At 31.3% G+C, this 20,393-nt stretch carries 15 protein-coding genes; 6 read left to right on the forward strand and 9 right to left on the reverse strand.

The features are described 5' to 3' along the window. The 6 genes from JL193_RS17445 to sucC all read right to left on the reverse strand — a co-directional run bounded on the left by JL193_RS17445 (window position 1) and on the right by sucC (window position 8,655). The gene (locus JL193_RS17445) at window positions 1-993 is read right to left on the reverse strand and encodes a hypothetical protein (RefSeq protein WP_367890028.1); all 993 of its coding nucleotides are present in this window, start codon (window positions 991-993) and stop codon (window positions 1-3) included. Further along, window positions 972-3,176: a glycoside hydrolase family 2 TIM barrel-domain containing protein gene (locus JL193_RS04125; protein ID WP_367890029.1), complete on the reverse strand. Its 2,205-nt coding sequence runs from the start codon at window positions 3,174-3,176 to the stop codon at window positions 972-974. Before JL193_RS04125 ends, JL193_RS17445 begins: the two co-directional genes overlap by 22 nt. A gap of 705 nt (window positions 3,177-3,881) precedes the next feature. Further along, complete coding sequence (locus JL193_RS17110; protein WP_243456830.1) at window positions 3,882-4,466, reverse strand: helix-turn-helix transcriptional regulator; 585 nt, start codon at window positions 4,464-4,466, stop codon at window positions 3,882-3,884. Between the two features lie 35 nt (window positions 4,467-4,501). Beyond that, window positions 4,502-6,682: a triple tyrosine motif-containing protein gene (locus JL193_RS04130; RefSeq protein WP_243456831.1), complete on the reverse strand. Its 2,181-nt coding sequence runs from the start codon at window positions 6,680-6,682 to the stop codon at window positions 4,502-4,504. Between the two features lie 240 nt (window positions 6,683-6,922). Beyond that, window positions 6,923-7,390, reverse strand: a complete 468-nt coding sequence (locus JL193_RS04135) for a hypothetical protein (protein ID WP_207972615.1) — start codon at window positions 7,388-7,390, stop codon at window positions 6,923-6,925. Between the two features lie 68 nt (window positions 7,391-7,458). Continuing rightward, on the reverse strand, window positions 7,459-8,655 hold the full coding sequence (sucC, locus tag JL193_RS04140; RefSeq protein WP_207972616.1) for an ADP-forming succinate--CoA ligase subunit beta: 1,197 nt from the start codon (window positions 8,653-8,655) through the stop codon (window positions 7,459-7,461). Window positions 8,656-8,965: 310 nt separating this feature from the next. On the opposite strand from sucC, the gene JL193_RS04145 reads away from it, so the two are divergent. After that, the gene (locus JL193_RS04145) at window positions 8,966-9,625 is read left to right on the forward strand and encodes an ABC transporter ATP-binding protein (protein ID WP_207972617.1); all 660 of its coding nucleotides are present in this window, start codon (window positions 8,966-8,968) and stop codon (window positions 9,623-9,625) included. A gap of 48 nt (window positions 9,626-9,673) precedes the next feature. Continuing rightward, window positions 9,674-10,213: a CPBP family intramembrane glutamic endopeptidase gene (locus JL193_RS04150; RefSeq protein ID WP_207972618.1), complete on the forward strand. Its 540-nt coding sequence runs from the start codon at window positions 9,674-9,676 to the stop codon at window positions 10,211-10,213. Between the two features lie 59 nt (window positions 10,214-10,272). Here the strand turns inward: JL193_RS04150 and JL193_RS04155 are convergent, their stop codons facing one another. From JL193_RS04155 to JL193_RS04165, 3 genes are all read right to left on the reverse strand, one after another. Further along, window positions 10,273-12,270 (reverse strand): T9SS type A sorting domain-containing protein, encoded by a 1,998-nt coding sequence (locus JL193_RS04155; RefSeq protein WP_207972619.1) that lies wholly within the window; start codon window positions 12,268-12,270, stop codon window positions 10,273-10,275. After that, window positions 12,192-12,908, reverse strand: a complete 717-nt coding sequence (locus JL193_RS04160) for a hypothetical protein (RefSeq protein ID WP_207972620.1) — start codon at window positions 12,906-12,908, stop codon at window positions 12,192-12,194. The genes JL193_RS04155 and JL193_RS04160 overlap by 79 nt, the downstream gene beginning before the upstream one ends. A gap of 102 nt (window positions 12,909-13,010) precedes the next feature. Next, window positions 13,011-13,952 (reverse strand): glycoside hydrolase family 5 protein, encoded by a 942-nt coding sequence (locus JL193_RS04165; RefSeq protein WP_207972621.1) that lies wholly within the window; start codon window positions 13,950-13,952, stop codon window positions 13,011-13,013. Window positions 13,953-14,183: 231 nt separating this feature from the next. Between JL193_RS04165 and JL193_RS04170 the strand changes: the two genes are divergently transcribed. From JL193_RS04170 to JL193_RS04185, 4 genes are all read left to right on the forward strand, one after another. Beyond that, on the forward strand, window positions 14,184-15,839 hold the full coding sequence (locus JL193_RS04170; protein WP_207972622.1) for a sulfatase family protein: 1,656 nt from the start codon (window positions 14,184-14,186) through the stop codon (window positions 15,837-15,839). 50 nt (window positions 15,840-15,889) lie between these two features. Then, window positions 15,890-17,470 carry a sulfatase gene (locus JL193_RS04175; protein WP_207972623.1) on the forward strand — a complete coding sequence of 527 codons (1,581 nt, stop codon included), beginning with the start codon at window positions 15,890-15,892 and terminating at the stop codon, window positions 17,468-17,470. A gap of 186 nt (window positions 17,471-17,656) precedes the next feature. Beyond that, the gene (locus tag JL193_RS04180; protein WP_207972624.1) at window positions 17,657-18,832 is read left to right on the forward strand and encodes an endo-1,4-beta-xylanase; all 1,176 of its coding nucleotides are present in this window, start codon (window positions 17,657-17,659) and stop codon (window positions 18,830-18,832) included. A gap of 20 nt (window positions 18,833-18,852) precedes the next feature. Next, complete coding sequence (locus tag JL193_RS04185) at window positions 18,853-20,289, forward strand: sulfatase (protein WP_207972625.1); 1,437 nt, start codon at window positions 18,853-18,855, stop codon at window positions 20,287-20,289. The last annotated feature ends 104 nt before the right edge of the window (window positions 20,290-20,393 follow it).

The raw sequence follows: 20,393 nt of genomic DNA on the forward strand, positions 1-20,393 counted from the left end.
TTATTTACCAATGTTAATATGAATATATGTTCTTATTTCCCATTCTGAACCATTAGGAAACCCAACAGGACTGATTCTTGGTACAGTTTCAAATTCTGATGCAGTTGCCGTAGGTAAATATCTTGGTGAGAACTCATTTAAAGAACGCCAAGTTCCGCGAAGTCCAATTTTAGTATCTGGTAAAATAAACCAATCTGGTTTGCCTACAGTTGTAGATACATCTAACATTAATTGAACAGGGAATGTTAAGTTAAAATCTCTATGATAGTCAAAAGGTCCCCAATCGTTAATTTTCCAGGTATGAACTAATTTAAATTTATTATAAATCATTCTAATATCTCCCCCAAAACGTTCTATGGTTCTTGCGTCACTTCCGTTTGCTTGTGCATTTCCAAAATAGATGTTTGCAATGACTCCTAAATCTGGATTTACTTTAGATACAATTCTCGAATTTACCTCCCAAAGATCTTTTGCTGGAGCAGATTTATCAAATGCAAAAGAAGTACGATTTGCGAAGAAACCAATTGCAGCATCTTGTGTCGTTGGTAGATGACGATATACAAAACCTAAATTGAATGCAAATTTTGCGTCTTCTGCCCTATCATTATCCCATTGATACATATACGTAGCAGGGGTTGGATCGTATGTAAATAAAATTTCTCCTGCTGTAGTTTCTCTATTTCCACCTCTTACTACAAATGGATCATCTATAAAGTTTCTAAGTCTTCCAGGTGCACCAATATCGTTGGGCATTGCTGCTACCAATGGTTTTTGATATAAGAAATTTGGTGCTATTTGAAATTTGCCACCAAAATTATAAGCAATTCCCGTTAAAAAATTATTCATGTTACCACTTCCAGAATCTTTTAATTTCCATCCTGTAAAAGTAAGCGTTGGATCTGCACCTCCATTTGCTACTAAGCCCATAACAGAACCTTGTGCATACCAATTAAAGCCTCCGTTAGAATACGTTATTTTAGCTTTACCCCCCAATTGTCTTTAGAATTTATTCTATCGTTATATACTATATAGTTACCTGAAGTTCCAGTTGCTACTTGAAAAGTTCTACCATTTAATGGTCTTCCTGCCCAAATTGCTCCCAATTGAAAACCAAAATGTGTTCCTTTTTTTTCGAAAGCAATCGTAGCTCTTTCTGTTGGTAAAAAAGGAATAACCCCAGTTCTTGTTTGTGCGGGATCTAAAATACGATTTCCATTTTCGTCTATACCATTACCTGAAACTAAATCTTTATGATAAACCGCAGAGAAATCTAATCCTGCAATTTTTCTTTGATATTTTAACAATACTGCAGGGTTTGCTCCCCACCATAATTGAGGGCCAAAAGCTGCCTTTAAGCCAGATAAAACTCCTTTACCATCTACTTCCATCCCTAAAATTTCACCATTGTAAATATCTAAGTTAGGACCATAATTTGCTTCTGGATACAATCCGAAGAAATCGCCTTCATATCCCCAGTGATAATGACCCGTTCTGTAAAAACCTCTCATGTCAAAACCCTTAGCATTCCACTCAAATTCTGCATTGTAAACCCTTAATCTATTGTTATCTGTTAAAGTTACAACACCATCTGGAGTATCTACTTGTATGGGTCTTCCTACATTTTCGTAAAAAATATCGTCAATAGGATTACCAGCAACATTTCCTAAAATATTAAAATTAACTTCTGCCTTCATATTGTTTGTAGGTTTTCCTTGAACTCCTATATAGTAAGACTGCATGTGATCAAACCCTAGTTTATTTGGATAAGTTTGTCCTGTACCATCTGCAACATTTGGAGTTTTAATTAAAGAACCTCCTGTATTAAACGTTGTAAACTCGGCTCTTAAATTCGTTAAGGATATTTTTTCTGTGCCTCCAACTGATGCTTTATCTCCTCTTGCTCTAAGCACAGCATCCATTAAATTAATGTTCTTAAAATGATTTTCGAATTCTGTAGCGTTGCTTTTAAAAGGATTGAATTTATGAACTTCTTTAAGTGCATAATAAGCTGCTCTTGGGTATAAGGTATATAAACCTCTAATGTCTGTTGGCCCTTTTGCTGCAATACCAAACCATTCTTCATTCATATTTTTATCACCAGGTTTGGCTTGATCTCTGCTATATCCATTACTTGGCCATGAGGCTTTGGTATCATGGATATCCGCATTTTTTCTTTCATCAAACCCCGCTTTAAACCAACCATCACTAGATTGAAAGGTAAAACCTCCAATGGAGTTTTCTGCTTTTCCTAAACCATAAGAATTGGCATATATTTCTTTCCAGTTATTTACCATGTAATATGCTTGCATTAGCTGGTCTTCTTTATTGTCTCTTGCATTGTAGGCATCTGAACCAAACTCTGTAAATAATATGGGTTTGTTAAATTCTTTCTTTACTTTATCAAAAGCGTCATAAAAAGAAACTCCACGATACATATTGGTACCATAGATGTCTAAATCTTTACACTCTTGTGCAACAATATCTAAATACAATAAATCGCCATTACAAATTCCTATTGGGTGGTTTTTATCAACCGCTTTCATAGCCAAAGCTGCATCATTAAATAGCTTGTACATTGCTCTTGCTTCTGCTCTTTTAGCCTTGTCTTGGTCGTTAATTACAATACCTTCATCGGTTTCTGCGCCTTCCCAAGTTAAGTGATAGTTGTTTTCGTTACCCAACATAAAAAGTAAAAGACCTGGTGTATTTTTATACAAATTGGCCATTTTAACGGATGCTTCTATTAAATGTTTTCTAACTTTTTCGGTGCCATATTTTGTTTTTGGATACCACACACCATCTAGTGTTAAGCCATAAGCTCCGAACTGATGATTTATCATCGTATAAATACCAAAGTTTTCGTAGATGTAAGTTATCCATTTAGGAGGCATGCCTATATAAGTTCTAATTGCATTAACTCCCATATTTTGCCACAAAGCCATTTCTTCGTCTAAACCTGCTTTGATAATGTCATCTGGTTTTTCCCAAAATTTTGCATCCAATACGTTGTAACCTATTGGAACATAATCCCAATTGATACCATTTACAATAAATGGTTTACCATCTACTTCTAATCTTATACCTTTACCGTCTTTTACTATAGCAACTTTTTCGCTCTGCGCATAGAAACTTAGTGTAAACAAGACAAGTACTAATCTTAGTAAACTGTTTTTCATAATTTATGATGTTTAATTGATAATAATGTTGATTTTGAATTAGATAATTTTAAGAAAATCAAAATCAAACCATAGTGATTATTTGAATTACATAAAATTAGTGCTATTTTTTTATTAAAACAGCAAAGAACACCTCAACAAAAAACATACATCTTAAAAAAGGCTGTTTTTCTTAAAGAAATTAACATTATTTGTTTTAAATTTTAACGTTTTTATGAAACAAAAAAAGGCAATGTATGGGTAATGTATGGTTAAAGAAAGTAAATGATGAGGTAGCTACATCCTAGTTTTAGCTATAATTCTGTTAAAAAGCGAATAATTAATTGCATATCATTTTAATTACCAGCTGTATTAAACTAAATAATTTGTTATATAAGTGAATTTAAAACGAACATTAAATTAATTGAAGCGTTTATTTACAACACAACACTATTAGTCTATTTAGTGGTGGTGTTAATGAATACAAGTAGTGTTTTTTTTATTTAAAAATTGACTAACATTTTATTTAAATACATTCAACAAAATAAAAGTATTAAACTAAAGAATTTCTTGAAATCGACGATTTTAGAGGCAGATCCACTGAGGTATTTTGCTTGGTTTCATTTAAAAAGTTAAAAATCAAAATTCTGTATTTAGATGCCCGTTTTTACAAGAATGACTATTTTAATGGAAACCTTGAGGCAGGAATTCGAGAATATTTTTCAATTAAATCTCTAATATGTAATTCGTTAAGTTTGAATCGTGAGGTAAATTCATTTTTTTTCTAAGACGATATCTCTTAACCTCTACACTTCTTGGTGAGATATTTAATAAAGGTGCAATTTCTTTTGAAGATAAATTTAACCTAAGGTATGCACACAATCTTAAATCGTTTGGAGTAAGTGTTGGATGTTTCTCTTTTACTTTTTTTAAGAATTTTTTATCTGCATTATTAAAAGCTTCTTGAAACATTTTCCAATCGTCTGTATTGTTTAGGTTTTTATCAATAATCTTAACGACCTTCGCAACACTTTTTTCTCCGCCATTAATCAATTCTGTTTTAATTGTGTTTAAAAATTCGTTCTTTTTAATGATATTCATAGTAGAAGTAGCCAGTTCTTTATTTTTATTATCAATATCGTTTCTTAATTTTTCGTTATTCAGTTTAATTATTTCTTGTGTACTTGCGAGTTCTTTAAGTTCGGCTTCTTTTTTTGTTTTTTCTAACAAATCTTCTCTTTGTTTTTTATAATATCTTTTCGAGGCTATATGCACACTATAAAACGCAAATAAAGATGATAACACATACATTGTAATTAATAGATTAGATATGTACCAAGGCCTTGCTATTGTAAATTTATAGGTCGCAATATTTGCACTTTGAGTGCCCCTACAAGACCTCTTACTTTAAAGGTATAATTGCCATAAGAAAGGTTTTCGAAAAGTATGGAGTAATTTTTAGAAGGAGAACTCCACGTTTTATTAACCCCTTCTAATTGGTATTGATATTTAGTGTTTAATGTTTTTTTATAATTAGGCACACTAAAGAAAAATTCTAAGTTGTTATTCTTATAGCTTAAGTCTGCACTTTTATTAAGATTTAAATTCTGTTTCGAGCCATCTGTTTCGAAACACTGTACTTTATTAATAAAAACTGTAAAGGGAGAAGTTTCTTTTAGTGATTTTAAATCCACTTGAATGTAGCCATTTGATGTTCCAATTAGATAAACATCGTTATTAATATGAAGAATATTTTCGTAACCAGATGCAGCTTTAGGAATCGATTCTGAAATTGGAATTGTACTAATATTGGGTTTATCGCTTAGTTTTCCGGGTGATAAATATTTAATATGATCTTTAGAAAAAAACCATAACTTATCACTAGAAGTGTTGTAAACCAACCTTGCAGAAATAAAAGCATCGTCTGAAATTAATTTGCTATACAAACTGTCTTTCTGAAACGTAGCTTTATCTTTATGATACACATAAACACCTTTTTTACTGGCATACAAAATTTTGTTTCTATATTTTAAAATACTAGAGTGAATGCCTTTTGTTAATGATTTTTCTTTTTCTAGTTTGGTTACATTTTTTAACTCCTTATCTATAGTTAACTTAAAAACCCCTTTATATTCGTGGTTAACAAAAAACTGATTCTCATCAAATTCTACAAGATACTTGCTAGAGTTATCAAAACCTTTTATTTTGTTTTCTAACTGCCAAAAATTATTTTTCTTTTTAAGCACGTACAAGCCATCGTAACATCCTTGAATTATAGTAAAATCGTCAATTTTTAAAATATCCCAGGTTCCTTGTTTATTAAAAATATTTGTTGCTTTGTCTTCGGTTATGATAAATGTTCCTGAATCGTGACCGCAAAATAAATTATTATCTATTTTTGTTAAACTCCAAACCTGACCTTGCGTGTTGGCAACAAATTTAAAAGCGTCTTTTGAGTTTAATTCTCTATAAAACAACCCTTGATTTGTGCCTAAATAAAGGTTTTTACCATGTACTATGGATGTATAAATAGTACCTAAAAAATCGCTTTTTCTATTGTACATTTTAAAAGGCGATGTATTATTAATGCAATCGATTCCGTTATCTAAGCCCAACCAAAGGTTATTTTCTCGATCTTCAAAAATCGATAAGACTGTATTATTATTTAACCCAATATTTTGTGCTACTTTATAATTTAAGGTACCATCTGCATTTAGGTTGAATAAGCCATTTGAGATACTTCCTAAAGCAAAGTTTTTATTTTTTAGCTGCTTTGCACTGTATATTGTTTTATTAGAAAGTAAATCATCGGAAGCAATATTCCATTTTAATAACTCTTTATTTTTAAAATAATAGAAACCACTTTGTTGTGTTATAAAAAAAAGCTTGTTGTTTTTATTAAAAATTTCTACAACAACATTCTCTTTTAGCACCTTATGGTTCGAAACTAATTTTGCTTTTCCGTTTTCTATTTTAAATAATCCTTTTTTATTTTCATGAAAATAAATAACATCGTTTACTTTACATAATTTATTAATTCTGTTTTCTACATTTATAATTTTAACCAATTTAGATTCTAAATTGTAGAGGTATATTCTTTGTAAAGATTTAAAAATCATCCAGCCATCTATCTCTACAATATTCCAAATTTGTTCATCTTCTAACATTTGAACCTTTTGCTGTTTCGCAATTGAAGTAAAATTTAGCTCTCCAAATTCATCTTTAATCCAAAAACCAAAATCCATATAAAACCCTGTAAAAATTTTATTGTCATGTGATTTTACAGATCTCATAATTGTTTCATTGGGGGTTTCAAACAACCTCCATGTTGCACCATTATATTCTAAAAGACCTTTATTGTTAGCAACATATATAAATCCTTCTTCGCATTGTGAAATTGCCCAATTTTGATTTTCTGCTTGATAATCGTCTGTGTAAAAAATGTTTATTGGCGGAAACTCTTGGGCATAATGCAAGCTACTTACAAAAAGAAATAACTGTAAAAAGAAAAGTCTTAACCTAATCATTATAAAAATATATCGTTAATGTTTGGTTACTAATTTACATTAAATATTGTAAACAAAGGCTTTATTATATTTTTGTATGGTTTCTGTACAGATATTTTTTTACTTTATTATAAAATATCTTAAAAGTTTTAGACCGGCAAAACTAAATACTACATGGGTTTTAAAACATGACTTCTGTTAAAGACGGTATTTTTTTAGAAGAAATACAGTTGCCAACAAAGAACTGAGCTAGGTTAAATTCTATTCCTTTATCATCCTTAACTTAATAATACTATCTATTAATTTGCTTGCTTTTTTCTCGTAAATAGAATCGTCTTTTTTAGTCCATGTGTTTTTTGCATTTTTATTAACTCTGTTATTATTTATGTATTTTAATTGCTTTTGTAGCTTTTTAATTTTTTCTTCGACGGTTAGTTCTTTTCCTGCTTTGTAGCCCAATCTCTCTAAGTTTTTTTCTAAGGTTTTTACTTGTTTTTGATATTTTTTTTCTTTGGCAAGAGACCATTTTTTAGCTGTTTTAAATTTTTCTCTCTGCTCTTTTAGAAAAGCTATTTTAGCCTTTATTTTTTTTATTAGCACGGTATAATCTTGTTCTACAACCCTAGTGTTTTTTCTATTTTTTACCATAGAAGTAGCATTGGTCGCAAAAATAAAAAGCAAACAAAATATAATTTTAAATTTCATGGGATATAAATATACTATTTTCATTTTAAAAATTGAGGCAAAAAAAAACCTTTACAAAAATGTAAAGGCTTCTTCTATTTTAAAAAGTATTTTTAAGCTTGCAAAACTTCTTGTACTTTATCTGCAGCTTCTTGAAATTCTGTTGCAGAAATAATTTTCATGCCAGAATTATCTATCAATTCTTTTGCTTCTTTAGCATTTGTACCTTGTAAACGGCAAATAATTGGAACATTTATTCTATCTCCCATATTTTTATAAGCATCTACAACACCCTGTGCAACTCTGTCGCAACGAACAATGCCTCCAAAAATATTTACTAAAATTGCTTTTACATTTGGGTCTTTTAAAATAATGCCAAAAGCTGTTTCAACTCTTTGCGCATCTGCAGTACCACCAACATCTAAAAAGTTTGCTGGTTCTCCTCCAGATTCTTTAATTAAATCCATGGTTCCCATTGCTAAACCAGCTCCATTTACCATACAACCAACGTTTCCGTCTAAATCTACGTAATTTAAACCAGCTGCTTTCGCTTCTACTTCGATTGGGTTTTCTTCTCTTAAATCTCGCATTGCAGCGTAGTCTCTATGCCTGTATAATGCATTTTCATCTAAAGAGACTTTTGCATCTACAGCCATAATTTTATTGTCGGATGTTTTTAACACTGGATTAATTTCAAACATCGAAGAATCTGAGCCAATATATGCTTTGTATAAATTTGTAACAAACTTGGTCATTTCTTTAAAAGCTGCTCCAGACAAACCTAAATTAAAAGCAATTTTACGTGCTTGAAAAGGCATAATTCCTAATAGAGGGTCTATTTCTTCTGTAAAAATTAAATGTGGGGTTTCTTCTGCAACTGTTTCAATATCCATACCACCTTCTGTAGAATACATAATCATGTTTCTACCAGTAGATCTGTTTAATAAAACAGACATGTAATATTCTTCTGGCTCAGAATCTCCAGGGTAATATACATCTTCTGCTACTAAAACTTGATTTACTTTTTTACCTTCTGCAGATGTTTGTGGTGTTACCAACATCATACCTATAATGTCGTTAGAAATGCTTTCTACTTCTGCTAAATTTTTAGCTAATTTTACACCTCCTCCTTTTCCACGACCACCTGCGTGAACTTGCGCTTTTATAACATGCCAACTTGTACCAGTTTCTGCCGTTAATTGTTTTGCTGCCTCTACAGCTTCTTTGTGGTTGCTTGCTACAATTCCGCGTTGTATTTTAACACCAAAACTATTTAAAATTTCTTTTCCTTGATATTCGTGTAAGTTCATTCTTGTAAATGTTTAAAACGTTCACAAAAATACAAATTCAGATGTGAAACAGCACAATCTTTCAAATAAAAATAAGAAAACTTATAATCTTTAAATTTCTACGAAAACCTAGAAAATTTATTCAAATAACCAAATTGTAATATTTTTTATTTTTTTTTGTAAGGTTTATGTATTTTAACAGACTACTGCATTATAAAAAATCTATTAAAGTTTTTTGGGTTGATTGATTTAATAGGATTTGATATGAAATCAGAAATGCGTTATGTATTTCTGATTTCTTTTTTATACTTTCGTTTCAAATTCTAAAAAAATGATTGTTAGCAAAAATATTCATAAATATTATGGTGATGTAGAAGTGCTTAAAGGAGTCGATTTACACATAAAAAAAGGTGAAATTGTTGCAATCGTTGGTCCTTCTGGAGCTGGAAAAACTACGCTTTTGCAAATTTTAGGAACTTTAGACAAACCTTTAAAAGAGCAAGATTTTGTGCTTCGCATAAACGATGTTTCTCTAAACAATTTAACGGACAAAGAATTGTCTTCTTTTAGAAATAATCATATTGGTTTTATTTTTCAATTTCATCAATTATTACCAGAATTTACAGCATTAGAAAATGTATGCATTCCTGCCTATATTGGAAAGAAAGGAAAAAAAGAAACTGAAAAAAGAGCCAAAGAAATTTTAGATTTCTTAGGCTTGTCTCACAGAATAGATCACAAACCCAATGAACTTTCTGGCGGAGAACAACAACGTGTGGCTGTTGCAAGAGCATTAATTAACAACCCATCTGTAATTTTGGCTGATGAACCTAGTGGGAATTTAGACAGCGAATCTGCAAAAAATTTGCACGAATTATTTTTTAAACTTCGTGATGAATTTGGGCAAACTTTTGTTTTAGTTACTCATAATAAAGAACTTGCAGAAATGGCAGACAGAACCCTTACCATGAAAGATGGTAAAATTATCTAAAAATTGTAACAAAACTTGTTTTTATACCTCTAATGTATAAACCTTTGTATGAAAGAAACTTTCTTGAACCTTATTGCTTATTTTAAAAACCCTATTTTAAAACAAGACAGTAATACAAACCTTAATTATCGTTTTAAACTATTTTTTAAACTTTTGCTAATTTGCGTTTTAACAGGAATTATAATTACACCTATTTTTGCTTTGTTAGAAGTTTTAGATTGGATAAATATGGACGCTCACGAAGTAGAAAAAATGTTTAAAGGAATGGCCAAGTGGAAAGTTTTGTTACTAGGAGCTGTTGTAGTTCCTGTATTAGAAGAGCTTCTTTTTAGAGCTCCAATAACTGCTTTTAACAAACCAAAATCTTTTAGATTTGCTTTTTATTTTTTCGCCTTGTTATTTGGTTTTGTGCATATTACAAATTTTAAAATGACTACAAATGTTTTATTATTGGCGCCAATTTTAGTATTGCCGCAAATTCTTATCGGCTTTTATTTGGGCTATATTAGGGTGCGTTTAGGCTTGCAATGGTCTATGTTATTGCATGGTTGTTATAATGGCTTTTTTTTAGCGATTTCTTTTTTATAAAGAAACAAAAAAGAAAACGCGCGAACACCAAAAAACAAACACTATTTCTTCAATAAAAGTTATTTGTTTATAATTATCTTTTTTATTATTCTTTTATTGTTTTCAGCTTTAAATACTAAGAAATACAATCCGTTTTTATAAGATGAAAGATCAATTCTTTTTACAGGAGAATCGATTGTCATAACCTTACTTCCTAACGTGCTAAACAAATAAATTTGATGAATTTTTATATTCGTGTTTACAGTAATATAATCTTTGGTTATAGTTGGGTAAACAGAAATTTGATTGTTAAGAAGATGATCGCCAATACTTAATGTGGTCTCAAATTGACCAACCATCTCATCGAAATAATAATTTGTAGCCGTTTTACCAGCAAGCAGTCTTAGAGAAATTCCTGAGGTAGCTTCTGTAATTTTAGCTGTTAAGGTGTATTTTGCGTATGATGTTGTTAATGTTGGAAAAATTCCCGGAAAATCGGAACCTCCAGCAGTTTTATCTACCTTTAACTGAATTCCTACTTGTGCTGCTACATCAGATTTTGCCCAAACATCAACAGTGATGGTTTTTCCATTAAAATCTCCATTATATTTTACATTCTCAAACCTAATATCTCCTAATTTTGGAGTGGCTAATGTATTTACTTGGGTGGTTGCTATTTTAAAGGCGTTACTACCTTCATTTACCATGGTACTTTCATCAGAAAATGTAGCTTCAGCATCTGTAGAATTAGATATCATACCAGACCAACTACCATCTGCTAATAAACATTCTGCATTTCCATTTGCAATTATATTTTCATTAGAAGCAGTACAAGCTGTATGGTTAATTGTAATAATGCTAATGCTGTAAGCTGGAATATTTAAATTGCCGGCAGTTGCTGTTTGGGAACTAGTACTCCAAGGATTGGTATTGTTTGCATAAGCTGTTGTTAATTCTGATGTAATATCTTCCGAAAAAGTTTTAATTGAATAATTGCCACTATAAGCAACACCATCTACCGCAAAATTTAAAGTTGAAGCAACAGGTAATTTATTAACAACAAATAACTTGTAGTCGGTACCAGTATTTACCGCTTTTGCATACAAGCCTTCTAAGCCAGTTTCTAATTCTGGACCAGAGCTATAAGCGTCATACACTTCGTTATTTTTAAAAACTTCAAAAAGAGATGCATACATTACCCCTAATGCAGTTAGTTTCATTTGCCCACTATTTACATCTAAAAAGGTTAATGTAGCTTCTGAATAAATGTTGTTTCTCCATAACATATGAATTCCTGCTTGTTCTACAATTCCTTGTTGATGCCCTTTTTCTAAAGCCAAAAACACATCTGCACTGGCCAATGTTTGGGTAAAATTAACTGGAATATCATCAGATAAAACACCCCATTCTGTTATTAAAGCTGCTTTTCCTGGAAAGTTTGTACCAAATTTAGCAACTCTTTCTTGAGTTATTTTGTAAGAATTCATCATTTTATAAACGGTAGAACCACTGTATAAAAACGAATTTGTGTTATTGTAGTTATGAAACGTTGCTGCTTCAAAATAATCGTTAGACTGTGTAGCTTGTTTTATACTATTATTCCAACTACCTGTAAAATAATAATCTTTTTCTAAACAAACTGCTGCCTTTACATTTGGATTAACAGTTTTTAGTTGCGTAACCATGTTTTGGGTGTGAGAAATATAAGTTGTAACATCAGTAACATTGCCTCCTTGTTGCTCTGAGTGAAAGTTTTCGTTTCCTAATTCAATCCATTTTACGTCTAAGCCGTCATTTAATCTACTTTGATATCTGTTTTTTGATGCTTCTGGTGAGTCTATTAAAACATTAAACATTAAAGTTGATGATGCATTCGTGTTTATACAAACATCTTTATAATCAGCATAATCAAATTTATATGTATCACTGTGGTTGCCAATAGTAATGCCATTTGAGCCTTGTGGATGGTAGCCATCTGTATTCCAATTATAATAATTCCCTACAGTGCCTCCTGGAAATCTAAAGTTAGTTTGCGGAAACCAGTTATTAATAACTTGACTAGTTTCTGGTGAACCCAAGAGTAACCACCTCGGTTTTCTAAAAACCTAAAATGTGTATTTGACGATAATAAATCGTTATTAAAAGTATGTTTACTATTCGTATCTATACTTAAATTATAAGTTGGGTTTGCAGGTACTGAGAATGGAAATGCAAATTCCATTGCCGGTTCGACATTTGTAATTACTGGATTTTTAATTTTCATGGTACCAGTAGCACTTTGCATTAAGAATTCTACTCTTACAGAGCTAATTGCTAAAGTGTTGTATTTTTTTATTTTAACACCTACTTTATAAAAAGCGTTAAAAGGGTGTTTTGTTAAATTTTCTGCGACTAAAAGATTGCTTGTACCTCCTTTATAAACTTTTACTCTAGGCGATTGAAACACCCTATTTCCATAACCAATATTAGTAAGTTCTATTTCTGCAGTTATATAAACGGTGCTATAGGTGTTAGAAACAGGCACATCTAAATATACTCTTCTAATTCCTGAAGTTGCTCCAACTATGGTATATTCGTTTCCAGAAAGAGAAATTCCTGCACCTTCTTCTGTCCAAGTATTGGTGTTAAAATTAATGTCTGCTGGTAATGTTTGCCCCAATAAACTAGTTGCGATAAATAGCGTAAATACTATTTTTAAAAGTATCTTTTTATTCATTTTTTTTATTTCTGTAAAAGTAATACATAACAAAGCTAATAAAGTTCAAAAAACATCAAAAAAGGTTCGTTAAAAGAAATAACGTATAAAATCGATAAAAAATTAATTTGCTGCTTTTTTGATATAAAATTTTGCAAGTTTGCCAGACGCTGTTAAGTCTTCGTGTTTCCAATTACCATATATATTTGAACCTGGTTTAAGAGCAGAAGCTCCTTCTTCTTTACTATTGATGGACCAATTGCAATGCGTAATATTATTTTTTTCCATAAAATCCATCCATTTTTTTACAGATTTAGCATTTACCTCTCCATTTCCGTTGGCATTTACACTTCCCCATTCAGTTACCATTAAGGCAATACCATTATCTATAGCTTTTTGTGCTTTATTCATTAACCATTCTTTATGAGAACCCGCATAAAAATGTAAGGTATAAGCTATGTTTTTAAACCCTTTTATTGGATTTTCTGAAGCAATATCAACATCTTGAGACCATTTAGGAGTGCCCACAACAATTATATTTTTTTTATCAATTTTACGAATTGCTTCAATTACTTTTTCCGCATAAGGTTTAATTACCTCGTTCCACGAAACATCTAAAGGTTCGTTATAAATTTCGTAAATAATATTGGGGTGTTTACCATATTTAGTTGCCATATTTGTAAAAAACGCAATCGCTTCTTTTTCGTTGTCTTCTGCTCTATGACTGTGCCAATCTATAATTACATACAATCCTAATTCTAAACAAGCTGCTACCACTGTTTCTAATTTTGCTTGGTTTGTTTCTGGGTCGAAAATGTAACTATCGTGAATGTCTGGATCTGCAGTCATTGGAATTCGAATGATTTGTGCATTCCAGTCTTCCTTTAAAAACCGAACCACTTCTTTGTTGTAAAATTCATTTCCTCTGTAATAATCGTTGGACCAAAACAAACTATTGCCTGCAAAACTTACGGGTTCTCCTTTTTCATTTACAATTTTATTTCCATCAACAGAAAGAAAACCATTTTTTGCAACTACCGAATTTTCTGTTGTAATACTGGGCATTTTTTGAGTGTTTTTTTTAGAATTACAGCTAATAAATATGATGAAGCAAAAAATAAAAATTCTCATTGTATCTTTTTTATGTAAATTAGGTTGTAAACAAATTTAAATTATTTTTTCCTTTAATTCTGCTATTTATGTGAGGTTTGACGATATCTAAACCTTTTAAGATAGTGAGTAAACCTTTTTTTTGAAGTTCAGAATTACTTTTATCGAACTAAATTTTCCCATAAAATGAAATATACTTTTTCGAAGTTACCTTACTTACTCTTGGTTTTAATGATTGCTTTCGCATGCAAATCTGAAAAGAAAGAAACTGCTAAAAAAACGACCAGCAAAAAGAAGCCCAATATTGTCTTTTTTATTGCAGATGACATGTATCCTTGGATGTTTAACAATACTCCAGAAGGAAAAGATAAAGATGGAAACCCCTTGAACTTAACACCTGCCTTAGATAGAATGGCGAAAGAGGGTGTTTGGCTAGAAAACATGAAAGTAGTTTCGCCTGTTTGTACTCCTAGTCGTTATAATTGTTTAACAGGAAATTACGCAAGTAGAGCAACCAATGAAGCTTTTATTGGTTTTACAAAGAAAAACGATGGTCAAACTGTAATACAGTGGAATTCTTACATTGTTCCTGGAGAAAAAACAATGGGCACCTATTTTCAAGATTTAGGTTATAAAACGGGTTTTGTGGGTAAAAACCATATCATAGAAAGTCTATCGCAAGTTGGAGATGGTGGAGAAAAACCAGAGTTAGATGCAGACCCAAAAGACCCAAAAGTTTTAGAAGGTTTAGAGTATCGATACAAAGAGTTACAAAAAGACATCAAAAAATCTGGTTTCGATTATGCCGATAAACTATACCACAACAACCCAAACTGGTTAGGAATTAGAGCTTTGGCTTACCAAAATATGGATTGGATTGCAGAAGGTGGTGTAGAATTTATAGAAAAATACAAAAAAGAACCTTTTTTACTTTACATCGCTTCCACTTTACCACACGCTCCATTACAACCAGAGCTTTCTTGGAAAGCAGATAGAAGAATTACCCCAAAAGGAATTTTAGACAAAGCACCTACAGTTTTACCTCAACCACCAGTAGAATCAATTAAAAAAAGAATTAAAGAAGCTGGTTTTGAGGGTAAAAACCGCGAAAATATTTTATGGTTAGATGATGCCGTTAATGCCTTATTTAAAAAACTAGAAAAAGAAGGCGTTTTAGACAATACCATTGTGGTTTTCTTTAACGATCATGGGCAAGATTTTAAAGGAACCTTGTATGAAGGAGGTGTAAATTCGCAAGCTTTTATTTGGAAAAAAGGCGGATTTAAAATAGGAAACACATTAAATGCCCCAGTTTCTAATGTCGATTTTTTACCTACATTGCTAGATTTTGCAGGCGATACTAAAAACTTAAACAACTTTGATGGAAAAAGTTTTAAACCTGCATTAGAAGGTAAAGAATATAAAGGCAGAACCTCTTTTTACCATGAATTAGGTTATGCAAGAGCCGTTGTAAAAGATGGTTTTAAATATTATGCAGTAAGGTACCCAAAATGGGCTATGGACTTTACTTTAGAACAACGTAAAGATACATTAGATAAATACACCAAGTTTAGAGAATCTTTTGGCGAGCATGGTATTTCAGATAACCCAAAAGCACCTTATGGGCAATTAGAAATGGTTCCTGGTGGTGGTGGTGCAGAACACAATGCTTATATGAACCATCCAAATTTTACAGCGCCAGATCAATTGTACGATTTAAAAAACGATCCTGAAGAAAAAAACAATTTAATTAATGACCCAAAATATGCCGAAAAACTTAAAATGTTAAAGGCCGAATTAAAAACATACATAGAATCTCTTCCCGGAAAATTCGAAATTTAATAACATCAGCTATACACAACAATGTATTTAAAGTCAAAAAAAACAATAAAATGAAAACAAAGTATATAAAATTAATAGCTTTTACCACCTTAGTAATTTTTGCTTGTAAGGCGCAAAAGAGTGTAAAAATCACCACAAAAAAAGAAATTGTTTCTAATACCGATAAAAAGAATATACTTTTTATTGCTATAGACGATTTAAAACCATTGCTCTCTAACTACGGAGAATCTCAAATGAAAACCCCAAATTTTGATAGACTCGCAAAAATGGGTATGACTTTTACAAATGCTCATGTACAATATGCCGTTTGCGGAGCTTCTAGAGCGAGTGTTATGACTGGTACAAATCCAGATACTAACGAAGTGTGGGATTTGCATACAGATTTTAGAGAATCTGCACCCAATTTGGTTTCGATGCCAGAATATTTAATTTCTCAAGGTTATGAAAGTACAGGAACTGGAAAAATTTATCATATTCCTTCTGCTGCAGATGGTCATGATGCAAAAACATGGAGCATACCTCATGTGATGCCTAAAAACTACGACCCAAAATATGGTGAGCCAGCCTATGCATATTATCAAGATCCAGAGACTAAAGCAAAAATGGAAAAGCTTACAAAAGAAGCTATAAGTAAAGGCATTAAAAAATGGAAAACACGTGGCTATGTGCTAAAAAAACACAAACCAAGTACAGAAAGTGCAGATGTAAGTGACGAAGCTTATAACGATGGTTTATTTACACAAACCGCATTAAAACAATTAAATACTTTAGAAGCAGGCAACAAACCTTGGTTTTTAGCTGTAGGGTACCAAAAACCACATTTACCTTTTGTAGCTCCCAAAAAATATTGGGATTTATATGATAGAGATCAAATTAAATTGGCTCCTTTTCAACAATTATCAGAAGGAACTCCAAAATTTGCATACCACTCTTTTGGCGAGTTAAGAGCTTTTTCTGACATTGATAGTAAATTAAATATTGGCGATAAAGTTCCTGAAGCAAAACAACGTGAATTAATACATGGTTATATGGCTTGTGTCTCTTATATAGATGCTCAAATAGGGAAACTTTTAGACGAATTAGAAAAAAGAAATATTTTAGACGATACTATAATTGTACTTTGGGGAGACCATGGTTTTCATTTAGGCGATCATACAGAATGGTGTAAACATTCTAATTTCGAGCAAGCAACTAGAATTCCTTTTATGTTTGCAGGTCCTGGAGTTGCAAAAAATCAAAAATCGCATCATCCTGTAAATTTAGTAGATTTGTTTCCAACTATTTTCGATTTAGCGGGTGTGCCACAACACTCACAAACCGATGGAAAATCTTTAGTGCCTCTTTTAGATAGTGATAACTCTACAAATATTGATATGGATTATGCATATCATCAATATAAAAGAGGTCCTAAAATGGGCTATTCTATAAGAACAGAAAGATATCGTTATACAGAATGGCACGATAATAACTACAGAAGTTACAACGATTACAACTCGTCTAAAATTGCTGGATACGAATTATACGACTACCAAAAAGATCCTTTAGAAACAAAAAATCATGTTAAAGACCCTGCATATGCAGCAACCGTTAAATTGTTAAAAAGCAAATTAAAATCGCATTTAACGAAGTAAATTAATAATTGTTGAACAAGAGCGACAACACCAATTGTCGCTTTTTTTTTCCAATTAATCTAGAAATAAAGCCTTTCGTAATTCGAGAAATTATTTCATTTTAAATAAATTATAAAAAACAAACTTTTTATAAACTCTAAATTTTTGTTACCACTATCTCATCATTTTAAAACTAATTGAAAATAAATGATCACGATTCAATTTAAAAATAATTTTGAAATTAAATTGGAAAGACCTAGCCCGTTTTTAATGCGACCAATCTTTATTTCTGTACTTTTTATGATAACTTCTTGCGCTACTAAAAAAATTGCACAATCAAAAACAAAGGGCATACAAAAGATTGATTATAAAAAATTTAAAACCAATACCATTTTAGTAGGTGCAACCCTAAATTATAGAGAGTTAAACACAAAAAAAGAAACCTTATTTTTAAAAGACTTTAAATATTTAACTCCTGCAAATGCTGCCAAACAACACATTATTCATCCCTCTCCAAACATTTGGAATTGGAACAATACAGCCGCATTTTTAAAGTTTGCAGAAAAAAATAAAATTGCTGTAAGATTACATGGTCCTATAAGTCCGCAAGCTTCTTGGTGGGCGAAAGATGATGATAGAACACCACAAGAACTAGAAACAAATTTAATAGAATTTGCTACAGCTTTTGCAAAAAAATACAACAATCACCCAAATGTAATTTGGATGGATGTTGTAAACGAAACAGTACTTGCTAACGGAAAATGGCATGGCCCAAAACCAGGAAAAGACAAATGGGAAAACCCTTGGTTAGCCATTGGTTTAGATGAAAACGATTTTCCGCTATACATCTTAAAAGCTTTCGAAATTGCTACAAAACATGCACCTAATATTAAATTGGTTTACAACCAAAACGCTGGCATGAACGATGTAATGTGGCATAAAGTAAAAAAAGCAATCTTATACTTAAAATCTAAGGGCTATAGAGTCGATGGTTTGGGTTGGCAGGCGCATCTTTTATTAGGCGCTAGCAGAGAAGATTTTGTAGATAATATCGATAAAACCTTACTAAAACTAGGCAACTTAATAGATTGGGCGCATCAAAATAATTTAGAATTTCATGTAACCGAATTAGATTATTTAATCAAAGAAAACAATCTTAAAAACATAAAAGTAGAGAGAGAAATTCAGGCAAAAATATATCAAAAAATTATAGACCTTTTACTATCTAAAAGTAAAAATGGCTTTGTGTCTTTAAACCTTTGGGATTTAGGGGTTCGTTTTAGAAAAGGAAAAGGATATTTTCAATCTATTTATGATGAGCATCTTGAACCTACACCAGCCTACGAAGTCATTAAAGGCACACTTCAACCTAATAAAAAATAAACCGACCATTATATATTTCCATGAAAACAATTAATTTTTTTATAGTTATCGTATCAATTTCACTTGCATTTTCTTGCAAATCTAAAATTGCTACTTCAAAAAATAAAACATCAGAAACAACAATTTCTACAAAAAAACCGAATATTTTAATTATTCATGTAGATGATTTAGGTTTTCATGATTTAAGTGTAAATGGTTCTAAAATTTATCAAACCCCTCATTTAGATAAATTAGCCTCTGAAGCTGTTGTTTTTAATAATGCGTATGCAAACTACCCAAGATGTGTACCTTCTAGGTATGCAATGATGACTGGAAATTATCCAATTAAAAATGGCAATGTACCAGATGATGGCTTTAAAATGAATACCATTTCAGATAATAAAAACTTTGTGAAAAATATTAAAAATGCGGGCTATCAAACCGCCTATTTTGGCAAATGGCATTTAGGAGATAAAAATAGTTTGAAAAAATTTGGGTATGATTATAGCTTTGCTGCAGGTCATGCAGGTTCGCCAATTAGTTTTTTATATCCTTTTAATGTAGCAAAAAAAGGGAATGGTAAGTCTAAAAAATCGCCCATTCCAGATGTAGATAAGGTAAGTAAAGAAGGTGATTATTTAATGGATGTAATGACAGACAATGTTGCCAAATACATTAAAAACGTAGATAAAAACAAACCCTTTATGGCCATGTTTTCTTTCTATGCAGTACATCAACCATTAGAAGCAAAAGAAAAAGACATTGCAAGAAATAAAGAGGAAATTAAAAATTTCGATTTTGGAAATCAGCCCGAATTTATAAAAGAAGGAACTGGAAGAACTAAAATGCGACAAAATCATCCAACTTATGCTGCAATGGTGGAAACGATGGATGAAAATGTAGGTAAACTTTTGAAGTTGCTGAAAGATTTAGATATTGATAAAAACACGATTATCGTGTTCTCATCTGACCATGGAGGTTTATCTAACGACGGAACCAGAAAACGCGATTTAGCCACCTCTAACTTTCCATTAAGAGCAGGAAAAGGCTGGTTGTATGATGGCGGTATTAAAGTACCATTATTTGTAAAATGGGCAAATCATTTTCAGCCCAAAAAAGACAACGAATCTTTAGTAATGTTAATGGATGTATTTCCAACAATATTAGACATCACATCGCAAAAAGACTTAAAAACTAACGGAAAAAGTTTTCTTCCTATTTTAAAAAATAAAGAAAAGTGGAACAATAGAACTGTCTTTTGGCATTCATCTAAAGCAAGACCAGTAAGTACGGGCGACACCAAATCGTCTGCCATAAGAAAAGGCAATTATAAGTTGATTCATTGGTACAAAGAAAAACGTGTAGAATTGTATGATATGGCAAAAGATCCATCAGAAAGTAACGATTTATCGAAAGAAAAGCCTCAGTTAGTGGCTCAATTACTAAAAGAATTAAACACCTGGAAATCTGAATTCTAATTTTATAAAATCGTTATTTTTTTAAATCTTTTGAGATATTTATTTGGTAAAATAAAAATCTTCACAGTTAATAGTATTAAAAAACAATTGGCTATAATAATTTA

Origin of the sequence: Polaribacter batillariae (assembly GCF_017498485.1) — a bacterium.
Taxonomy (GTDB): domain Bacteria; phylum Bacteroidota; class Bacteroidia; order Flavobacteriales; family Flavobacteriaceae; genus Polaribacter; species Polaribacter batillariae.

Coding starts and splice junctions, on each gene's coding strand:
- JL193_RS04125 (WP_367890029.1), bottom strand. CDS start 3,176: ATGAAAAACAGTTTACTAAGATTAGTACTTGTCTTGTTTACACTAAGT.
- JL193_RS17110 (WP_243456830.1), bottom strand. CDS start 4,466: ATGTATGTGTTATCATCTTTATTTGCGTTTTATAGTGTGCATATAGCC.
- JL193_RS04130 (WP_243456831.1), bottom strand. CDS start 6,682: ATGATTAGGTTAAGACTTTTCTTTTTACAGTTATTTCTTTTTGTAAGT.
- JL193_RS04135 (WP_207972615.1), bottom strand. CDS start 7,390: ATGAAAATAGTATATTTATATCCCATGAAATTTAAAATTATATTTTGT.
- sucC (WP_207972616.1), bottom strand. CDS start 8,655: ATGAACTTACACGAATATCAAGGAAAAGAAATTTTAAATAGTTTTGGT.
- JL193_RS04145 (WP_207972617.1), top strand. CDS start 8,966: ATGATTGTTAGCAAAAATATTCATAAATATTATGGTGATGTAGAAGTG.
- JL193_RS04150 (WP_207972618.1), top strand. CDS start 9,674: ATGAAAGAAACTTTCTTGAACCTTATTGCTTATTTTAAAAACCCTATT.
- JL193_RS04160 (WP_207972620.1), bottom strand. CDS start 12,908: ATGAATAAAAAGATACTTTTAAAAATAGTATTTACGCTATTTATCGCA.
- JL193_RS04165 (WP_207972621.1), bottom strand. CDS start 13,952: ATGCCCAGTATTACAACAGAAAATTCGGTAGTTGCAAAAAATGGTTTT.
- JL193_RS04170 (WP_207972622.1), top strand. CDS start 14,184: ATGAAATATACTTTTTCGAAGTTACCTTACTTACTCTTGGTTTTAATG.
- JL193_RS04175 (WP_207972623.1), top strand. CDS start 15,890: ATGAAAACAAAGTATATAAAATTAATAGCTTTTACCACCTTAGTAATT.
- JL193_RS04180 (WP_207972624.1), top strand. CDS start 17,657: ATGATCACGATTCAATTTAAAAATAATTTTGAAATTAAATTGGAAAGA.
- JL193_RS04185 (WP_207972625.1), top strand. CDS start 18,853: ATGAAAACAATTAATTTTTTTATAGTTATCGTATCAATTTCACTTGCA.